Source organism: Rhodococcus sp. SORGH_AS_0301 (genome assembly GCF_030818285.1).
Lineage (GTDB): Bacteria > Actinomycetota > Actinomycetes > Mycobacteriales > Mycobacteriaceae > Rhodococcoides.
Genome location: NZ_JAUTAC010000002.1, coordinates 1356417 through 1374831, shown reverse-complemented (window position 1 = coordinate 1374831; position 18415 = coordinate 1356417). Strand labels below are relative to the sequence as shown.

Below are 18415 nucleotides of genomic sequence, written 5' to 3'. Positions count from 1 at the left end.
CACCAAATCGGCTGGTCAGCGGGCCGAGTCGGTCGACTGCGACCCGTCGGGCTCGCCGAAGGTGACCTCGATCTCCTCGAAACCCTTGCTTCGCTGCGCCTCCGCCTGTGCCGTGTACGCGTCTCGATCACCGTCGGTCAGTTCGACGTTGTCCGTGAACGGGGTGAGCAGAGCGCGCGGGTGCAACCTGTCGGTCCGCACGACGTTCACCTCGATGCACAGCACCAACACCAGCGAGGAGATGTAGAGGAACGCGAGCAGCCCGAGGACGATCGCGAACACACCGTTGGTGGTGTCCGCACCGCCGACGACGCGTTGGACGTACAGCCCACCGAAGGACTGCAGGGCCTGCCACAGCAGCGCGCCGATGACGGCTCCGGGAAGCACGTCGCGCACGCTCACCGCACGCGTGGTCCCGAGCCGGAACGCCACGACGAACGTGGCGGTGTTGAGCACGATCGCCGCGATCGTGACGAGCACCTGTGCGACCGTGCCGAAGAAGCCCGCCGCGTTGAAACCGTTCAGGACCGTGACGCCGATGACGGCCGTCCCGACGGTCAGCAGCAGGCCGAAGCCGCGCACCCGCGCCCGGACGGGATCGGGGCGATCGTTCTTCGGGACGGACCAGGCGACGTTCATCGCGTTCTGTGCGGCCACTGCCACGCCCAGACCGCCGTAGAGCGATCCCAGGACACCGATGACGATGGCCCCGGTCCCCCCGCTCAGCCCTTCCGGTTGGCCGAGTTGTTCACCGATCAAGGGGATCTGGCTCATGGCCGAATCGATGATGCGTTGCTGCAATTCGGGATCACCGGCCAGGACGATGCCCAGGACGGTGGAGAACAGCAGCAGCAACGGGAACAGCGAGATGAAACCGAAGTAGGCGATGAGCGCTGCCAGGTAGCCGCCCTGGTCGTCGAAGAACTTGTAGAACACGGCCAACGGGAATCCCATGGCGGGATGCCGCTGCTGAAATCTGTCGATCCGATCGGTGAAGCTCATCACCACACCCTTTCGCCCGAACTGCCCCTAGTCACCTCAGACGATCGACGCACGGGCCGACCGCAACCGGGCCAGCGTCAGCTCCCGGCCCAGCAGCACCATCGACTCGTACAGCGGTGGGCTGATGTGGGAACCGGTCACCGCCACGCGCACCGGCGCGAACGCCTTACGCGGCTTCAGCTCCATCTCGTCGATCAGCGCGACCTTGAGAGCCGACTCCAAGGCCTCCGCAGTCCACTCCGGTGCGCCCTCGACGGCGCTCACCGTCGCGTCCAGAACGGGTGCCGCGTCGGCGCCCAGATTCTTGGCTGCCGATGCCGGATCGACCGTGAACTCGTCGGCGGGGGCAAGCAGGAACTTCAGCAGTCCCCAGGCGTCGGACAGCACGACGATGCGCGTCTGCACCAGTTCCGCGGCCTCGGCGAACGCTGCGTCCGACACCCCGATCGGATGGCCGTGCGTCTCGAGATACGCCCGCAGGCGCGCGGCGAAGTCGGCCGGCTCGAGCAATCGGATGTGTTCGGCGTTGATGGCGTCGGCCTTCTTCTGGTCGAAGCGGGCCGGGTTCGAGTTGACCGTCGAGATGTCGAAGGCACCCACCATCTCGTCGAGCGAGAACACGTCCCGGTCCTCGGAGAATCCCCACCCGAGGAGAGCCAGGTAGTTCAGCAGACCTTCGGGGACGAACCCGCGCTCCCGGTGCAGGAAGAGATCGGCCTCGGGGTCGCGCTTCGACAACTTCTTGTTGCCCTGCCCCATCACGAACGGGAGGTGCCCGAACTGCGGAATGCGTTCTGCCACACCGATGCGCACGAGGGCTTCGTACAGCGCGATCTGACGCGGGGTCGAGGACAGCAGGTCCTCACCGCGCAGGACGTGCGTGATCTTCATCAACGCGTCGTCCACGGGGTTCACCAACGTGTACAGCGGGACACCGTTGCCGCGGGTGAGCGCGAAGTCGGGGACCGTGCCGGCGCGGAACGTCGTCTCGCCGCGCACGAGGTCGTTCCACGACAGATCGTGATCGGGCATACGCAACCGGACGACGGGCTTGCGTCCCTCGGCGCGGAAGGCCTCCCGCTGCTCGTCGGTCAGCGTGCGGTCGTGATTGTCGAAGCCCAACTTCGGATCCCGGCCGGCCGCGAGATGCCGCGCCTCCACCTCCTCCGGTGTGGAGAAGCTCTCGTACGCCTCCCCCGCGTCGACGAGCTGCTGCACCACGGCGAGGTGCTGATCGCGGCGCAACGACTGTCGGTACGGCTCGTACGGCCCACCGACCTCGGGACCCTCGTCCCAGTCGAGTCCGAGCCACCGCAGTGCGTCGAGCAGCGCCTGGTACGACTCCTCGGAATCACGTGCCGCGTCGGTGTCCTCGATGCGGAACACGAATGCGCCGCCGTGATGGCGGGCGAACGCCCAGTTGAACAGCGCCGTGCGCACCAGCCCGACGTGCGGGGTTCCGGTGGGCGACGGGCAGAACCGGACGCGGACGTCGGATGCGGGAACGCTCGCGGCGGTCACTTGTCCACCACCGGATTGGTCAGCGTGCCGATGCCCTCGATCTCGACGGACACGCTCTCGCCCGCCACGATCGGCCCCACGCCTTCCGGGGTGCCGGTCAGGATGACGTCGCCGGGAAGCAGCGTCATCACCGACGAGATCCACTCGATGATCTTCGGCACGTCGTGCAGCAGGAGCGACGTACGGCTGTTCTGCTTCACCGCGCCGTCCACCGTGGTGGTCAGAGCGAGATCCGAGGCGTCGAGCGAGGTCTCGATCCACGGGCCGAGTGGGCAGAAGGTGTCGTAACCCTTGGCGCGGGTCCACTGACCGTCGTGGCGCTGGTTGTCGCGGGCCGTGACGTCGTTCGCAACGGTGTAGCCGAGCACCACGTCGAGAGCGCGTGCTGCCGGGACGTCCTTGCACGGACGGCCGATGACCACCGCGAGCTCACCTTCGAAGTGGACCTCGGACGACGTCGGCGGACGCACGATGTTCGCACCGGGTCCGACGATGGACGTGTTGGGCTTGATGAAGATGACCGGGTCCTCGGGTGCGTCCGAGCCCATCTCCGCGGCGTGCGCCGCGTAGTTCTTGCCGATGCAGATCACCTTGCTGGCCAGAATGGGCGCCAGCAGGCGGACATCGGCCAGGGACCAGCTCCGGCCGGTGAAGGTGGGTGTGCCGAAGGGATGTTCCGCGATCTCTCGCGCCGTCCTCTCGTCTCCGTCGCCTTCGATGGCGACGAATGCAACACCGTCGGGACTCGCTACTCGACCAAGACGCATGGCGGAAGTCTATCGAGCGGCGTCGAGCGGACACCGGCGGGCGACGAACGACGATCACGTACGGGGTAGCATCGGCGACCGGGAGTTCAACAGGCGAGAATGTTATCCCATATAGTGAGAACGGAGCCGGTATGAGTCGCGTCCAGCGCTACACCACGTCCACGGCGGGTCGGTGGGCGATGCTCGTGATCGGCATGCTCGCGACGGCCTCCACGGCACTGCTTCTCAACGGCGCCGCCTTCCTCATCCCCGCACTTCGGGATCAGCGCGGACTCTCGCTCGCGTCGGCGGGTCTGGTCGTGGCGATGCCGACGGCCGGCATCGTCCTGACTCTGTTCGCGTGGGGCGCCGTCGTCGACCGCGTGGGCGAACGGCGATCCCTGATCGCTGGTTCCGTGCTGACGTCGATGGCCGCCTTCTGCGCCGCCCCGACGGAGTCCACGGTGGCGCTGGCCGTCTTCCTGCTGCTCGGCGGCATGGCCGCCGCCAGCGTGAACTCCGCCACCGGACGCGTGGTGGTGGGGTGGTTCCCTCCCCACCGCCGCGGCCTGGCGATGGGAATCCGGCAGATGTCACTCCCTCTCGGAGTCGCGCTGTCCGCGTTGCTGATTCCCGGTATCGCCCGCGATCACGGAGTGGGAACCGCGATGCTCCTTCCCGCGGTCGCGTCCGCCCTCTCCGCTCTCGCCTGCCTCGTCGGTGTGTTCGATCCGCCGCGGCCCTCCCGATCGGCCGCCTCGAGTGCCGATCTCCTCGCCAACCCCTACCGCGGGCGTCGCGATCTCTGGCGCATACACGGTGCGTCGGTCGCGCTGGTGGTGCCGCAGTACGTGGTGTGGACGTTCGCCCTCGTCTGGCTCGTGGACCAACGGGCCTGGTCCCCGGAGGCCGCCGGTGTCCTGATCACCGTCTCGCAGATTCTCGGAGCGGGAGGACGCATCGCCGCCGGCGCAGTGTCGGACCGGGTGGGCAGCAGACTCGGACCGATGCGGTGGGTCGCCGTCGGCGTCGTGGCCGTGATGGCCGCGCTGGCGATCGCGGACGCCGCCGGCCTCGCGGTATCGGTGGTGGTACTCGTGGTCGCGTCGGTGGCGACGGTGTCACCCAACGGGCTCGCATTCACCGCCGTGGCCGAGCGGGCGGGTCCGTTCTGGAGCGGGCGAGCACTCGGCGCGCAGAACACCAGTCAGTTCATCGCCGCGTCGGCGGTTCCCCCGGTGTTCGGCGCCCTGATCACGCACACGTCGTACGCGGTGGCGTTCGGGGTGTCCGCGGCGATCGCGCTTCTCGCGGTACCGACCATTCCGCGAGAAGCGCGAGACCGACTACACCAGTGAGGCGATCCGATCGCCGATCGTCGCGGTCGTGCCCGGGTCCCCGGCGGTGCGCGTCGCCAGGTCCTGCGCGACGGCGGACTCGACGCGCGCCGCCGCCTCGGTCTCGCCGAGATGTGCGAGGAGGAGCGACACCGACAGGATGGCGGCCGTCGGATCGGCGATTCCCTTGCCGGCGATGTCCGGCGCACTGCCGTGCACGGGCTCGAACATGCTCGGATTCGTCCGCGTCGCATCGATGTTCGCGCTCGCGGCCAGACCGATACCACCGGCGACCGCGGCCGCGAGATCGGTGATGATGTCGCCGAAGAGATTGTCGGTGACGATCACGTCGAAGCGGCCCGGGTCGGTCACCAGGTGGATCGTCGCCGCGTCGATGTGCTGGTACGCCACCTCGACGTCGGGGAACTCTGCGGCGACCTCGTCGACCGTCCGCTTCCACAGCGATCCCGCGAACCCCAGCACGTTCGTCTTGTGCAGCAGGGTCAGGTGCCTGCGACGACCCATCGCTCGCGCGAAGCCGTCACGGACCACGCGCTCCACACCGAACCGCGTGTTGAGGCTGACCTCGGTGGCGACCTCGTGCGGAGTGCCGACGCGGATGGCGCCGCCGTTGCCGGTGTACGGGCCCTCGGTGCCCTCCCGCACGACGACGATGTCGACCGGCTTGTTGCCCGCCAACGGACCGACGACACCCGGGTACAGCTTGGACGGGCGCAGGTTTATGTGGTGATCCAGCGCGAATCGTGCGGTCAGCAACAATCCGCGCTCGAGCACACCGCTGGGCACCGACGGATCACCGATGGCGCCGAGCAGGATGGCGTCGTGTCCGCGGAGCTCCTCGAGCACCGACGGCGGCAGGATCTCCCCCGTCGCGTGATAGCGCCGTGCACCCAGGTCGTACTCCGTGGTCTCCGCACCGGGCGCGACCACCTCGAGCACCTTGAGTGCCTCGGCCACCACCTCCGGTCCGATGCCGTCTCCGGCCACGACACCCAGCTTCATCGAAGTCCCCTCGTTCGGCGTCGACATCAGGACAGGTCGACCAGCTCGATGGTCGTCGCGCCCACGGAGGCGGCGATGGCGTCCCGAACGTCCTGCGCCACATCACGATCGACGCGCAGCAGGATGGTGGCGCCACCGCCCTCCGCGTCCTGGCTGAGTGCCGCGGCGGCGATGTCGACACCGGCGTCGCCCAGGGCGGTGCCGATGCGTCCGAGCGAGCCGGGACGGTCGTCGTACGTCACGATGAGGTTCTTGCCCTCGGCGCGCAGATCGAAGTTGCGGCCGTTGATGTTGACGATCTTCTCCACGTGCTGGGGACCGGTGAGGGTGCCCGCGACGTTGACGACGGTCCCGTCGCCGTAGACCGCACGGACGTCGACGACGCTCCGGTGGTTGGGGCTCTCGCTGGCCTTGGTCACGTCGGCCGTGACACCACGCTCCTCGGCGAGCGACGGTGCGTTGACGAAGGTGACCGCGTCCTCGATGACGGCGGAGAACAGTCCCCGCAGCGCCGACAGCTTGAGGATGTCGACGTCCTCGGACGCCAGCTCACCGCGCACGTCGACGGACAGCGACGTCGGGAGCTCGTCCGACAGGGCACCCAGCAGGACGCCCTGCTTGCGCACGATGTCGAGCCACGGCGCGACCTCCTCGCCGACGGCACCGCCGGAGACGTTCACCGCGTCGGGCACGAACTCGCCGGCGAGGGCGAGCAGGACGGACTTGGCGACGTCGGTGCCGGCGCGGTCCTGGGCCTCGGTGGTCGAGGCACCGAGGTGCGGGGTGACGACGACCTGCGGGAGCTCGAACAGCGGGCTGTCGGTGCAGGGCTCGCTCGCGTAGACGTCGATACCCGCGGCGAAGACGTGGCCGCTGGTGATCGCGTCGGCGAGAGCCTGCTCGTCGACCAGTCCACCGCGGGCAGCGTTGACGACGATGACGCCCTTCTTGGTCCGGGCGAGCGCCTCCTTGCCGATCAGACCCTTCGTCTCGGGGGTCTTCGGCAGGTGCACGGAGAACATGTCGGCGCGCTCGAGAAGCTCGTCGAGGCTGACCAGCTCGATACCGAGCTGCGCGGCACGAGCCGGCGAGACGTAGGGGTCGTACGCGATGATGTGCGTCTCGAACGCGGCGAGACGCTGCGCGAAGAGCTGACCGATACGGCCGAGCCCGACCACGCCGACGGTCTTGCCGAAGATCTCGACGCCGTTGAACTTGCTGCGCTTCCACTCGTGCTGACGCAGTGTGGCGTCGGCGGCGGGGATCTGGCGAGCAGCCGAGAGTAGGAGCGTCACCGCGTGTTCGGCAGCGGTGTGGATGTTGGACGTGGGGGCGTTGACGACGAGCACGCCGCGCTCGGTGGCTGCGGGGACGTCGACGTTGTCCAGGCCGACGCCGGCGCGGGCGACGATCTTGAGCTTGGTACCGGCAGCGAGCACCTCGGCATCGACCGTGGTCGCGGAGCGGACCAGGATGGCGTCGGCATCGGGGACCGCGGCGAGGAGGGCCGGACGATCCGGACCGTCCACCCACCGGACCTCGACTCCGTCGCCGAGAGCCTCGACGGTGGACTGCGCAAGTTTGTCGGCGATGAGGACGACGGGGCGGCCTGGCTGGCTCACGTGGAGAACTCCCTGATCAGGTGACGGAGAAGAGGTGTGGTTCCGGATTCGTGCGGGCGTCAGCCTAGTGGCCGAGCCGCGACCCGACGCAGGGCATCCGAGGTCGAGGAACTCGACCGCGGGTGCCCCGTGTCAGGAATGCGAGAGTCAGGCCGTCTCGGTGATGGGACGGTCGACCCAGCTCATGAGGTCGCGCAGCTTCTTGCCGGTGACCTCGATGGGGTGCTCGGCGTTCTGCTTGCGCAGGCCCTCGAGCTCGGTGTTGCCGTTCTCGACGTTGGCCACGAGGCGCTTGGTGAACTCGCCCGACTGGATGTCGGCCAGGATCGCCTTCATGCGCTCCTTGGTGCCGGCGTCGATGACGCGCGGCCCGGAGAGGTAGCCACCGAACTCCGCGGTGTCGGACACCGAGTAGTTCATGCGCGCGATGCCGCCCTCGTACATGAGGTCGACGATGAGCTTGAGCTCGTGCAGCACCTCGAAGTACGCCATCTCGGGCGCGTAGCCGGCCTCGACCATGACCTCGAAGCCGGTCTTCACCAGCTCCTCGGTACCGCCGCACAGCACGGCCTGCTCACCGAAGAGGTCGGTCTCGGTCTCTTCCTTGAACGTGGTCTTGATGACTCCGGCACGCGTGCCGCCGATGCCGCGGGCGTAGGACAGCGCGAGAGCCTGGCCCTCACCCTTCGGATCCTGGTCGACGGCGATGAGGGCGGGAACACCCTTGCCGTCGACGAACTGACGGCGCACGAGGTGGCCGGGTCCCTTGGGGGCGACCATGCCGACGGTGATGTTGGCCGGGGCCTCGATGAGCTTGAAGTGGATGTTCAGGCCGTGGCCGAAGAACAGCGCGTCGCCGTCCTTGAGGTTGGGCTCGATGTCGTCCTTGAAGATCTGCGCCTGGGCGGTGTCCGGAGCGAGCAGCATGATGACGTCGGCCCACTCGGAGACCTCCGCCGGCGTGCCCACGCCGAGGCCCTGCTCGGCAGCCTTGTCACGCGACTTGGAGCCTTCCTTCAGACCGATACGGACGTCGACGCCCGAGTCGCGCAGGCTGAGCGAGTGCGCATGGCCCTGGCTTCCGTATCCGATCACAGCGACCTTGCGGCCCTGGATGATCGAGAGATCGGCATCGTCGTCGTAGAACATCTCGACTGCCACTGTGGTTTCCTCCTACATCTGTCCCGGTCGCATGTGACCGGGTAATCGAAACTACTGGGTTGGGTGACTAGCGGGACGCGGTGATGGACTTCGGTCCACGACCCACCGCGACGACGCCGGACTGGACGATCTCGCGAACACCGTACGGGTCGAGCATCCGGAGCAACGCCTCGAGCTTCGAGCGGGTACCGGTCGCCTCGACGGTGACTGCCTCCGGCGAGACGTCGATGACCTTCGCGCGGAACAGGTTCACCGTCTCGATGACCTCGCTCCGCACGCTCGCGTCGGCGCGGACCTTGATGAGCACGAGCTCACGGGCGACCGACGAATCGGCTTCCTGCTCGACGATCTTGATGACGTTGACGAGCTTGTTCAGCTGCTTCGTCACCTGCTCGAGCGGGAACTCGTCGACCGTGACGACGATGGTCATGCGCGAGATCTCGGGAACCTCGGTGCCGCCCACCGCGAGGGAGGCGATGTTGAATCCGCGGCGCGAGAACAGCGACGCCACGCGTGCGAGCACGCCCGGCTTGTCCTCGACGAGCACGCTCAGGGTGTGACTGGTGCTCACAGGTCGATGCCTTTCGAATTCGCGCCCTGGGCCGCCTCGGTGACGTCGCCGACCGAGCCGGGCTCCTGCGCCGCTTCCTCGTCGTTGTCGAACAGAGGACGGATGCCGCGGGCGGCCATGATCTCGGAGTTGCCGGTGCCCGCAGCGACCATCGGCCACACCTGGGCGTCCTTGCCGACGATGAAGTCGATGACGACCGGGCGATCGTTGATCGCACGCGCCTGCGCGATCACCGCGTCGACGTCCTCCTCACGCTCGCACCGCAGTCCGACGCATCCCAGCGCCTCGGCGAGCTTGAGGAAGTCGGGGATGCGGACGGCGCCGTGCGTGCCGAGCTCGGTGTTGGAGTAGCGCTCCTCGTAGAAGAGCGTCTGCCACTGCCGCACCATGCCGAGGTTGCCGTTGTTGATGACGGCGACCTTGATCGGGATGCCCTCGACCGCACAGGTCGCGAGCTCCTGGTTGGTCATCTGGAAGCAGCCGTCACCGTCGATGGCCCAGACCTCGGTGTCGGGCAGACCCATCTTGGCGCCCATCGCGGCCGGGACCGCGTAGCCCATCGTGCCGAGTCCACCCGAGTTGAGCCACGTCCGCGGCTTCTCGTAACTGATGAACTGAGCGGCCCACATCTGGTGCTGTCCGACCCCGGCGCAGTAGATCGCGTCGGGTCCGGCGAACTTGCCGATCGACTGAATCACGAACTCGGGCGACATCGCACCGTCCGACGGACGGTCGTAGCTCAGCGGGTAGGTGCGCCGCACGTTGTCGAGGTAGGTCCACCAGTCGGCGAGATCCAGCGCGGTGCCGGTGGCCTGGTCCGCGCGGATCGCCTCGATCAGCTCGACGATGACCTCGCGGCAGTCACCCACGATCGGCACGTCGGCGAACCGGTTCTTGCCGATCTCGGCGGGATCGATGTCGGCGTGGACCACCTTCGCCTCGGGGGCGAACGAGTCGAGCTGCCCGGTCACGCGGTCGTCGAAACGAGCGCCGAGCGTGATGAGCAGATCGCTCTTCTGCAGTGCGGCGACCGCGGCGACCGTTCCGTGCATGCCGGGCATGCCGAGGTTCAGGTCGTGGCTGTCCGGGAAGACGCCCCGCGCCATCAGTGTCGTCACGACGGGGATGCCGGTGAGCTCCGCCAGCTCGAGGAGCTCGGGCGACGAGTTCGACTTGATGATGCCGCCGCCGCAGTACAGCACCGGCTTCTTCGCTGCCGCGATGAGCCGCGCGGCCTCACGCACCTGCTTGCCGTGCGGCTTCGTCACCGGGCGGTAGCCCGGCAGCTTCATCTCCGGCGGCCACGAGAAGGTGGTCTGCGCCTGCAGGACGTCCTTCGGGATGTCGACGAGCACCGCGCCCGGTCGTCCGGAGGACGCCAGGTAGAAGGCCTCGGCGATCATGCGCGGGATGTCGAGCGGGTCGGTGATGAGGAAGTTGTGCTTGGTGACGGGCATCGTGATGCCCGAGATGTCGGCTTCCTGGAAGGCGTCGGTACCGATCAGCGCGCGGCCGACCTGTCCGGTGATGGCGACGACCGGGACGGAGTCCATCTGCGCATCGGCCAGCGGCGTCACCAGGTTGGTGGCGCCGGGACCGGACGTCGCGATGCACACGCCGACGCGGCCGGTGGCCTGCGCGTAGCCGGTGGCGGCGTGGCCGGCACCCTGCTCGTGTCGCACCAGCACGTGCCGGACCTTCGCCGAGTCGAGCAGCGGATCGTAGACGGGAAGTACGGCACCACCGGGAATGCCGAAGACGACGTCGACCTCGAGCTCCTCGAGTGCGCGGACGACGGACTTCGCTCCGGTCACGCGCTCGGGCGCGAGGGGACGACGCTGCGGCGTCGCGGACGGAGTGGGACGATCGGCGGCGGGCGGAGCCTTGCGTGGTGCCGGGCCGGGCCGGGCGGTGGGTGCGCTCACTGGTGCTTCCTTAGAACTTCATCCGGGCAAGAAAAAACCCTCGCCAGCAGATGCTGTACGAGGGTGGCGCGTCGTGGCTGAGCGTGAAGACGTTTCGGCTCAGGCGACGACGCGCCTGCCGATTACGAGGAACTCTTCACGCTTCACGCGTGTGACGTTAGGCGCGTGATGCGGTGCCAGTCAAACTTACCGAACTCGTTGTCCCATTATGTGGGATGGCGTTATGCAGTGCGAAGATGGAGGGGTGTCGTCTTCGCAGCAGTCCGAACCACCGGTGACAGTCTCCCATACCGAGAGCCCCACTTCCGACGCCTCCCCCGCGGCCCCCACGGTGTTCCGCATCCCGGCCCTGGCGCTGTCCGGCGTGGCGCTGTTCCTGTTCGGGGTCACGTTCCCCGTGGTCGGGGCGCCGGAGCTCTTCGGGTGGATGCTCGCGCTCCCGGTCCTGCTGGGGTACTGGATCATCCGCGTCCGGACCACCGTCACTCCGGAGCGGTTCGTCTCGCGCCGGGCGTTCCGTTCCACCACGGTGCCGTGGTCGTCCGTGACGGGACTGCTGTTCCCGAAGCTCGGGTGGGGCAAGGCGACCCTCGAGGACGGCTCGACCGTCCGGATGCCGGGCGTGACCGTCGACAAGCTCCCGCTTCTGTCCGCGGCGAGCGGCGGCGCGGTGCCGGATCCGTCGCCGGTCGAGGAGCCCGCTCAGGACGAGCCGGTCGAGGCCGAGTCCGCCGTCGAGCAGGACGAGGCCGAACCGCGGGCCTGAACGACCACAACTCGGCCGGATCGACGGAATCCCGTCGATCCGGCCGAGTTGTGGACGGTGACGCATGGATCAGGCGAAGGGGTCGGCGCCGTTCAGGAAGATCCACAGCGCTGCAGCACCGCCGATGCCGATGGCCAACGCGAGGAACGACCCGATGAAGGGGCGGCGCGCCCATCCACGTCCGCCGTCCACGGCGATCCGTCCGGGGCCCGTGAGGATGATGGACGCCGACGCCAGCACCAGCAGCGTCTCGTACTCGACACCTGCAGGGGCGAAGAACTGCAACCCCGGCTCGCCGACCTGACGCACGAGCCAGGCGTTGATCATGACGGCGAGGACTGCGGCACCCGCGAGAGGCGTGGCCAGGCCGAGGATCAGCAGCGCACCGCCGGCGACCTCGCCGACCGCACCGAGAATGGACAGCAGACGTGCCTGGTCGTAGCCGGACCCGGCGACGATCTCCTGGAAGCCCGAGAGCCCGGGACCGTCGAACCATCCCGTGAGCTTCTGCAGACCGTGCACAAGCACGATCGCGCCGACGCTCACGCGCAGGATCAGCAGTCCGAGATCGAGCGTGCCGCGACGCTCCGGGACCACCTCGGGCCGCACCTCGGCCGGGGTCGCCGTGCGGTCGGTTCCTGCCACCGGGATCGCGCGCGTCGCGCTGTCGTCGTAGGCCGGTTCGGTGCGACTCGCCGTCGTCGTGTCACCGGGGTAGCCGGTGAGCTTCTCGGTGGGATGCGCGGTACGCGACCGGTCGGCGTCGAGTTCGTCGTCGGTGCGCGGGAGCTGTGCTCCGCTGCCCCCGCCTATCCGCTCGGTCGGCTGGTCGTAGGGACTCGCCGCCGGCTCGTAACCGGACGGGGAACGGCCTGTGTCATCGGACTTCTCACTCACGTGCATCAGCGTAGATGCGGCGGGCCCGTTCCCGGCGCAGGCGCGACCCGTACCGTGGGATCTCATGACAGTGGGTGGGACTCGGCGCGCGGCCCGGCGATCGTTCGTGCTCGGCGCGGCGGTGATGGCGATCGTCACGGCCTCCGCGGGATGCGCACGCTTCGACGACTCCGCCTCGACGGAGTTCTCCCCCGAACCCACGTTCGGCGCTGCCGACATCGAACCGGTGGAGCCGGGAGCGCCGGGTTCCAGCACGCCGCCCGCGCCGTCGCCGGCCACCGGCCCCTGCGTGGATCCGGATCCCAACGTGGTCGCGACCTGTCTCGACACCCTGTCCGGCCTCGTCGTCCTTCCCGGCGGGGCATCGGCCCTGGTCGGCGAGCGTCGCACCGGCACCATCTTCCAGGTGGCTCCGGGCCAGGCGCCCCGACCCGTCGTGACCGTCCCGGTGGACGGCGACGGCGACGGCGGACTGCTCGACATCACGCTGTCCCCCACCTACGACGAGGACCGCCTCCTGTACGCGTACATCACGACGGCGACCGACAACCGCGTGGTGCGCATCGCGGCGGGAGACGTCCCGAAGACCGTGCTCGCCGGCATCCCCCGCGGGACCACCAGCTCGGGTGCCCTCGATTTCTCGTCACCCGACGAACTCCGGGTGATCACCGGCGACGGGGGCGATCCCGCCGCTGCGGCGAACCCGGCGTCGCTCGCAGGCAAGGTTCTGGCCGTCACCGACCCGCGTGTCGACTCCACCTCGGCTCCCCGCGTCGTCATGAGCGGCATCGGCCGCGCCGGCGACGTCTGCATCGACGCCACGGGCAGCACCTGGGTGACCGATGCGACGGCCACCGAGGACCGGCTCTCCCGCATCACGCCCGAGGGTGCCGTCGTCAGTCCCGTGTGGACGTGGCCGGACAAGCCGGGCGTCGGCGGATGCGCAGCCGCACCCGGCTCGGTGGCCGTGTCGATGTCCGGTGCCCGTGCGCTGGCACTGGTTCCCGTGGACCCGGACACCAACGCGGTGACGACGCCGCCGACCCTCACCGCACAGGACCGGTACGGCCGCCTGCGTGGTGCGTCGCTCGGCGCTCAGGGCCAGGTGTGGGTGACCACCGTGAACAAGGACGGCGACCAGCCGGTGCCGACGGACGACCGAGTGGTCATCGTGCCGGTGCCGGCCGGCGGCGGCGGGAGCGACTAGCGGGAAGGCCGGAGGTCGTTCTAGCTGCAGGCGGCGATGACGAGTTCCTTGACTCGCGCGGGGTCGGCCTGGCCCTTGGTCGCTTTCATGACGGCACCGACGATGGCACCGGCGGCCTGCACCTTGCCGCCGCGGATCTTCTCCGCGACGGAGGGGTTGGCCGCGAGCGCCTCGGACACGGCCGTCTCGAGCGCCGAATCGTCTTGCACGACAGCGAGTCCGCGTGCCTCGACGACGGCGTCGGGGTCACCCTCACCATCGAGGACACCGTCGACCACCTTGCGGGCGTTGGCGTTGGTGAGTGTGCGGTCGGCGACCAGCGCGGCGACGCGGGCCACCTGAACCGGGGTGATCGCCAGGTCCGCGAGGTCGACGCCGCGGGTGTTGGCCTGCTGCGACAGGTACGCCACCCACCAGCTGCGGGCGGCGTCGGGTGTCGCACCGGCGTCGACGGTCGCGGTGATGAGGCCGAGCGCATCGGCGTTGACGACGTCGCGCATGACGAGATCGGACCAGCCCCACTCCTTCTGGATGCGAGAGCGGGTGATCCACGGCGCCTCAGGAATGGTGGCGCGCAGTTCCTCGACCCAGGCGGCGTCCGGGGCGACCGGCTCGAGATCGGGCTCCGGGAAGTAGCGGTAATCCTCCGCGGTCTCTTTCTTGCGACCGGGCGCAGTGCTGCCGTCGGCCTCCTGGAAGTGCCGCGTCTCCTGCACGATCTCGCCGCCCTCCGCGAGAACTGCTGCCTGACGGCGCATCTCGTAGCGGACGGCGACCTCGACGCTCTTGAGGGAGTTGACGTTCTTGGTCTCGGTCCGGGTGCCGAACTCGGTGGCGCCCTTCTCCATCAGCGAGACGTTGGCATCGCACCGGAGCGAGCCCTGGTCCATCCGCACGTCGGACACGCCGAGCTCGCGGATCAGTTCCCGCAGCGCGGTGACGTAGGCGCGGGCCACCTCGGGCGCGCGGTCGCCGGCGCCCTCGATGGTCTTGGTGACGATCTCGACGAGAGGCACACCGGCCCGGTTGTAGTCCAGCAGTGAGTGACTCGCTCCGTCGATGCGACCGGTGGCGCCGCCGACGTGCAACGACTTGCCGGTGTCCTCCTCCATGTGGGCGCGCTCGATGTCGACCCGCCACGTGGACCCGTCGTCGAGCACCACGTCGAGATAGCCCTCGGTGGCGATCGGCTCGTCGTACTGCGAGATCTGGTAGTTCTTCGGCTGGTCCGGGTAGAAGTAGTTCTTCCGCGCGAACCGACCCCACGGCGTGATGGAGCAGTTCAGCGCGAGGCCGATCCGGATGGCGGACTCGACGGCAGCCGCGTTGACCACCGGCAGCGCACCCGGCAGGCCGAGGCACACCGGACACACCTGGGTGTTGGGCTCGGCACCGAACTCGGTGGGGCACCCACAGAACATCTTGGTGGCGGTACCGAGCTCGACGTGCACCTCCATGCCCAGCACGGGGTCGTACCGGGAGATCACCTCGTCGTAATCCATCAGGCTCGTCGAGTGCGATGAGGTGGCAGCAGTCATGGTGCCGAGTTTACTGCGGACCGGTGGGCCGAACCCCCTCGGTGTCAGCCGAAGAAGGCGGCCGCGTCCAGGTAGCGACTCTCGGGAACCCGCTTGAGCTGGCGGACGGCCTCCTCGAGGTCCACCAGGCCGATCTCGGCGCCCTGGAGGGAGACCATCTTGCCCTTCTCCCCCGCGTGCACGGCGTCGACGGCGTTGACGCCGAAACGGGTAGCGAGGACGCGGTCGTACGGAGTGGGCTTGCCGCCGCGCTGCACGTGGCCCAGCACCGTGGTGCGGACCTCCTTGTTGATGCGGCGTTCGATCTCGACGCCCAATTGCTGTGCGACACCGGTGAACCGGACGTGGCCGAACTCGTCGATTCCTCCGTCGCGGATCTCCATCGACCCCTCCTTGGGCGTCGCTCCCTCGGCGACGACGCAGATGAAGTGGGAGTCCCCGCGCTGGAACCGCTTCTTCACCAGATCGCACACCTCCTGGACGTCGAAGGGCTGCTCGGGGATCAGTGTCATGTGCGCGCCGGACGCGAGGCCGGAGTGCAGCGCGATCCAGCCGGCGTGCCGCCCCATCACCTCGACGAGCATGACGCGCTGGTGGGACTCGGCGGTGCTGTGCAGCCGATCGATCGCGTCGGTGGCGATGGTGAGTGCCGTGTCGAAACCGAACGTGACGTCGGTGCAGTCGATGTCGTTGTCGATGGTCTTGGGAACCCCGATGACGGGCACGCCCTCCTGCGACAGCCAGTGTCCGGCGGTCAACGTGCCCTCGCCGCCGATGGGGATGAGCACGTCGATGCCGTTGTCGTCCATCGTCTGCTTGATCTGGTCGAGCCCCGCCCGCAGCTTCTCGGGATTGACGCGTGCGGTCCCCAGGATGGTGCCGCCCTTGGTGAGCAGTCGATCGTTGCGATCGTCGTTGCGCAGTTGGATACGACGGTCCTCGAGCAGGCCGCGCCAGCCGTCGAGGAATCCGACCACCGACGACCCGTAGCGGGCGTCCGCCGTGCGTACGACGGCCCTGATGACCGCGTTGAGTCCCGGGCAGTCGCCGCCGCCGGTCAGTACTCCGATACGCATGGGTCGGTGCCTCTCGTTCGCGGGTGTCGACGCGGGGTCGCCGCGCACGATGCTCGTCACCATCTTGCTACCTCCGGCGCGCGGAGGCACGGTCGGATCAGATCGCGGACGGCTGGGGAAACTCTCCCCGTGCGGCTTCGTACGCCGCACCGACCCGGTAGAGGCGATCGTCCGCCATCGCCGGAGCCATGATCTGCAGCCCGACCGGGAGACCGTCCGCGAGACCGGACGGCACCGACATGGCCGGGTGACCGGCCAGGTTGGTCGGCAGGGTGCAGAGGTCGTACAGGTACATGGCGATGGGGTCGTCGACCTTCTCGCCCAGCGCGAACGCCGTCGACGGGGTGGTGGGCGACACCAGGACGTCCACCTTCTCGTAGGCACGATCGAAGTCCCGGGCGATGAGCGTCCGGATCTTCAGAGCCTGGCCGTAGTACGCGTCGTAGTAGCCTGCGGACAGCGCATACGTCCCGATCATGATGCGGCGCTTGACCTCCGGGCCGAACCCGGCGGCACGCGACATCGCCATGACCTGATCGGCACTGTGCGTTCCGTCGTCACCGACCCGCAGTCCGTAGCGCATCGCGTCGAAGCGGGCGAGGTTGGACGACACCTCCGACGGGAGGATGAGGTAGTACGCGGCGAGGGCGTGATCGAAGTTGGGGCACGACACCTCCACCACCTCGGCGCCCAGCGAGGTGAGCACCTCGACGGCGGCGTCGAAGGAGGAGATGACCCCCGGCTGATAGGCGTCCGAGTGCAGTTCCTTGACGACGCCGACGCGCACGCCCGTCAGATCTCCACCCGCGCCGCGGCGCGCGGCCGCGACGACGTCCGGCACCGCCGCGTCGACCGACGTCGAGTCGCGGGGGTCGTGTCCGGCGATGACCTGGTGCAGCAACGCGGTGTCGAGCACCGTCCGCCCGCAGGGACCGCCCTGATCCAGGGAGGAGGCGCAGGCGATGAGCCCGTACCGGGAGACGCCGCCGTACGTCGGCTTGCACCCGACGGTTCCGGTGACGGCGGCCGGTTGCCGGATCGAGCCACCGGTGTCGGTACCGATGGCCAACGGTGCCTGGAACGACGCGAGCGCCGCGGCCGAACCGCCGCCCGATCCACCCGGCACCCGAGTGGTGTCCCACGGGTTCAGGGTCGGTCCGTACGCACTGTTCTCGGTGGACGACCCCATCGCGAACTCGTCCATGTTGGTCTTGCCCAGCAACGGGATTCCCGCGGCACGCAGCCTCGCGGTGACCGTGGCGTCGTACGGCGAGACCCATCCCTCGAGGATCTTCGAGCCGGCGGTGGTGGGCATGTCCGTGGTGGTGAACACGTCCTTGAGCGCCAACGGGACGCCGGCCAACTCCGATGCGGGCGTCTCACCCGCGTCCAACGCGTCGTCGACGCGCTGGGCGGCGGCGATCGCCTCGTCCCCTGCGACGTGCAGGAAGGCGTGCAGCGTTCCGTCGACCTCGGCGATGCGATCGAGGTGGGCGCGAGTGACCTCCACGGCGGAGACCTCGCGGGTACGGATCTTCGCGGCCAGGTCGGACGCGGTGGACCGGATCAGATCGGTCTGCTCGGCGGCGGTCATCACTCTTCTCCCAGGATGCGCGGCACCGCGAAGCGGCTCTGTTCGGACGCGGGCGCCTCGGCGAGGGCACTGTCCGGGCCGAGACCCGGGACGATGACGTCTGGCCGGGTGACGTTGGTCACAGCGAGCGGACTCGCGGTGGCGTCGACGTCCGAGACGTCGACCTCCGACACTGCCTTCACGTGGCCCAGAATGGCGTCGAGCTGACCGGCGAACGCATCGAGTTCGTGCTCCTCGAGCGCGAGCCGGGACAGTCGTGCGAGGTGGGCGACCTCGTCGCGGGATATGGCAGACACGTCCGTCAGGCCCCCTTCGATTCGTAACGCATGCCGAGCAGCCTAGTTCGTGGCGACCACCCCACCGTCAGGGCCTCGCGTCGTGGCGAGGGACGACGAGCCCCGCCGTCCTCCACCTTCCCGTGGGCCGCGT

Annotated in this window: 16 protein-coding genes; 3 read left to right on the top strand and 13 right to left on the bottom strand. The window is 68.7% G+C overall.

What is annotated here, in order from left to right; genetic code table 11:
• Nucleotides 1-15: 15 nt before the first annotated feature.
• The 3 genes from QE397_RS07120 to QE397_RS07110 are packed head-to-tail and all read right to left on the bottom strand — an operon-like array spanning nt 16 to nt 3290.
• Complete coding sequence (locus tag QE397_RS07120) at nt 16-1002, bottom strand: YihY/virulence factor BrkB family protein (RefSeq protein ID WP_037187043.1); 987 nt, start codon at nt 1000-1002, stop codon at nt 16-18.
• 36 nt (nt 1003-1038) lie between these two features.
• Nucleotides 1039-2523, bottom strand: a complete 1485-nt coding sequence (gltX, locus tag QE397_RS07115; protein WP_027507009.1) for a glutamate--tRNA ligase — start codon at nt 2521-2523, stop codon at nt 1039-1041.
• On the bottom strand, nt 2520-3290 hold the full coding sequence (locus QE397_RS07110) for a fumarylacetoacetate hydrolase family protein (protein ID WP_027507010.1): 771 nt from the start codon (nt 3288-3290) through the stop codon (nt 2520-2522). Before QE397_RS07110 ends, gltX begins: the two co-directional genes overlap by 4 nt.
• Before the next feature lie 131 nt (nt 3291-3421).
• Here QE397_RS07110 and QE397_RS07105 point away from each other — a divergent pair, with 131 nt between their 5' ends.
• On the top strand, nt 3422-4627 hold the full coding sequence (locus QE397_RS07105; protein ID WP_307092539.1) for an MFS transporter: 1206 nt from the start codon (nt 3422-3424) through the stop codon (nt 4625-4627).
• Here QE397_RS07105 and QE397_RS07100 read toward each other — a convergent pair.
• The 5 genes from QE397_RS07100 to QE397_RS07080 form a co-directional block, all read right to left on the bottom strand.
• Nucleotides 4616-5629 carry a 3-isopropylmalate dehydrogenase gene (locus tag QE397_RS07100; RefSeq protein ID WP_222637759.1) on the bottom strand — a complete coding sequence of 338 codons (1014 nt, stop codon included), beginning with the start codon at nt 5627-5629 and terminating at the stop codon, nt 4616-4618. The genes QE397_RS07105 and QE397_RS07100 overlap by 12 nt on opposite strands.
• Before the next feature lie 26 nt (nt 5630-5655).
• A complete protein-coding gene (gene serA / locus QE397_RS07095; protein WP_056445463.1) occupies nt 5656-7251 on the bottom strand; it encodes a phosphoglycerate dehydrogenase in 1596 nt (531 codons plus the stop codon).
• Between the two features lie 147 nt (nt 7252-7398).
• The gene (ilvC, locus tag QE397_RS07090) at nt 7399-8400 is read right to left on the bottom strand and encodes a ketol-acid reductoisomerase (protein WP_027507014.1); all 1002 of its coding nucleotides are present in this window, start codon (nt 8398-8400) and stop codon (nt 7399-7401) included.
• A gap of 79 nt (nt 8401-8479) precedes the next feature.
• The gene (gene ilvN, locus QE397_RS07085; RefSeq protein WP_027507015.1) at nt 8480-8983 is read right to left on the bottom strand and encodes an acetolactate synthase small subunit; all 504 of its coding nucleotides are present in this window, start codon (nt 8981-8983) and stop codon (nt 8480-8482) included.
• The gene (locus QE397_RS07080; RefSeq protein ID WP_051613648.1) at nt 8980-10908 is read right to left on the bottom strand and encodes an acetolactate synthase large subunit; all 1929 of its coding nucleotides are present in this window, start codon (nt 10906-10908) and stop codon (nt 8980-8982) included. The genes ilvN and QE397_RS07080 overlap by 4 nt, the downstream gene beginning before the upstream one ends.
• 274 nt (nt 10909-11182) lie before the next feature.
• Here QE397_RS07080 and QE397_RS07075 point away from each other — a divergent pair, with 274 nt between their 5' ends.
• Entirely contained in the window at nt 11183-11674 is a 492-nt protein-coding gene (locus tag QE397_RS07075; RefSeq protein ID WP_162246770.1) for a PH domain-containing protein, read from the top strand.
• Nucleotides 11675-11743: 69 nt separating this feature from the next.
• On the opposite strand, the gene QE397_RS07070 is transcribed toward QE397_RS07075, so the two are convergent.
• Nucleotides 11744-12577, bottom strand: a complete 834-nt coding sequence (locus QE397_RS07070; RefSeq protein WP_197027855.1) for a DoxX family protein — start codon at nt 12575-12577, stop codon at nt 11744-11746.
• A gap of 58 nt (nt 12578-12635) precedes the next feature.
• Here QE397_RS07070 and QE397_RS07065 point away from each other — a divergent pair, with 58 nt between their 5' ends.
• Nucleotides 12636-13778: a PQQ-dependent sugar dehydrogenase gene (locus tag QE397_RS07065; protein WP_307092535.1), complete on the top strand. Its 1143-nt coding sequence runs from the start codon at nt 12636-12638 to the stop codon at nt 13776-13778.
• A 20-nt stretch (nt 13779-13798) separates the two neighbouring features.
• Here the strand turns inward: QE397_RS07065 and gatB are convergent, their stop codons facing one another.
• The 4 genes from gatB to gatC form a co-directional block, all read right to left on the bottom strand.
• Complete coding sequence (gene gatB / locus QE397_RS07060; RefSeq protein ID WP_056445465.1) at nt 13799-15316, bottom strand: Asp-tRNA(Asn)/Glu-tRNA(Gln) amidotransferase subunit GatB; 1518 nt, start codon at nt 15314-15316, stop codon at nt 13799-13801.
• A gap of 44 nt (nt 15317-15360) precedes the next feature.
• The gene (locus tag QE397_RS07055) at nt 15361-16392 is read right to left on the bottom strand and encodes an ATP-dependent 6-phosphofructokinase (protein ID WP_027507019.1); all 1032 of its coding nucleotides are present in this window, start codon (nt 16390-16392) and stop codon (nt 15361-15363) included.
• A gap of 97 nt (nt 16393-16489) precedes the next feature.
• Nucleotides 16490-17986 carry an Asp-tRNA(Asn)/Glu-tRNA(Gln) amidotransferase subunit GatA gene (gatA, locus tag QE397_RS07050; protein WP_037187049.1) on the bottom strand — a complete coding sequence of 499 codons (1497 nt, stop codon included), beginning with the start codon at nt 17984-17986 and terminating at the stop codon, nt 16490-16492.
• Entirely contained in the window at nt 17986-18282 is a 297-nt protein-coding gene (gene gatC, locus QE397_RS07045) for an Asp-tRNA(Asn)/Glu-tRNA(Gln) amidotransferase subunit GatC (protein WP_027507021.1), read from the bottom strand. The genes gatA and gatC overlap by 1 nt, the downstream gene beginning before the upstream one ends.
• Nucleotides 18283-18415: the final 133 nt, after the last annotated feature.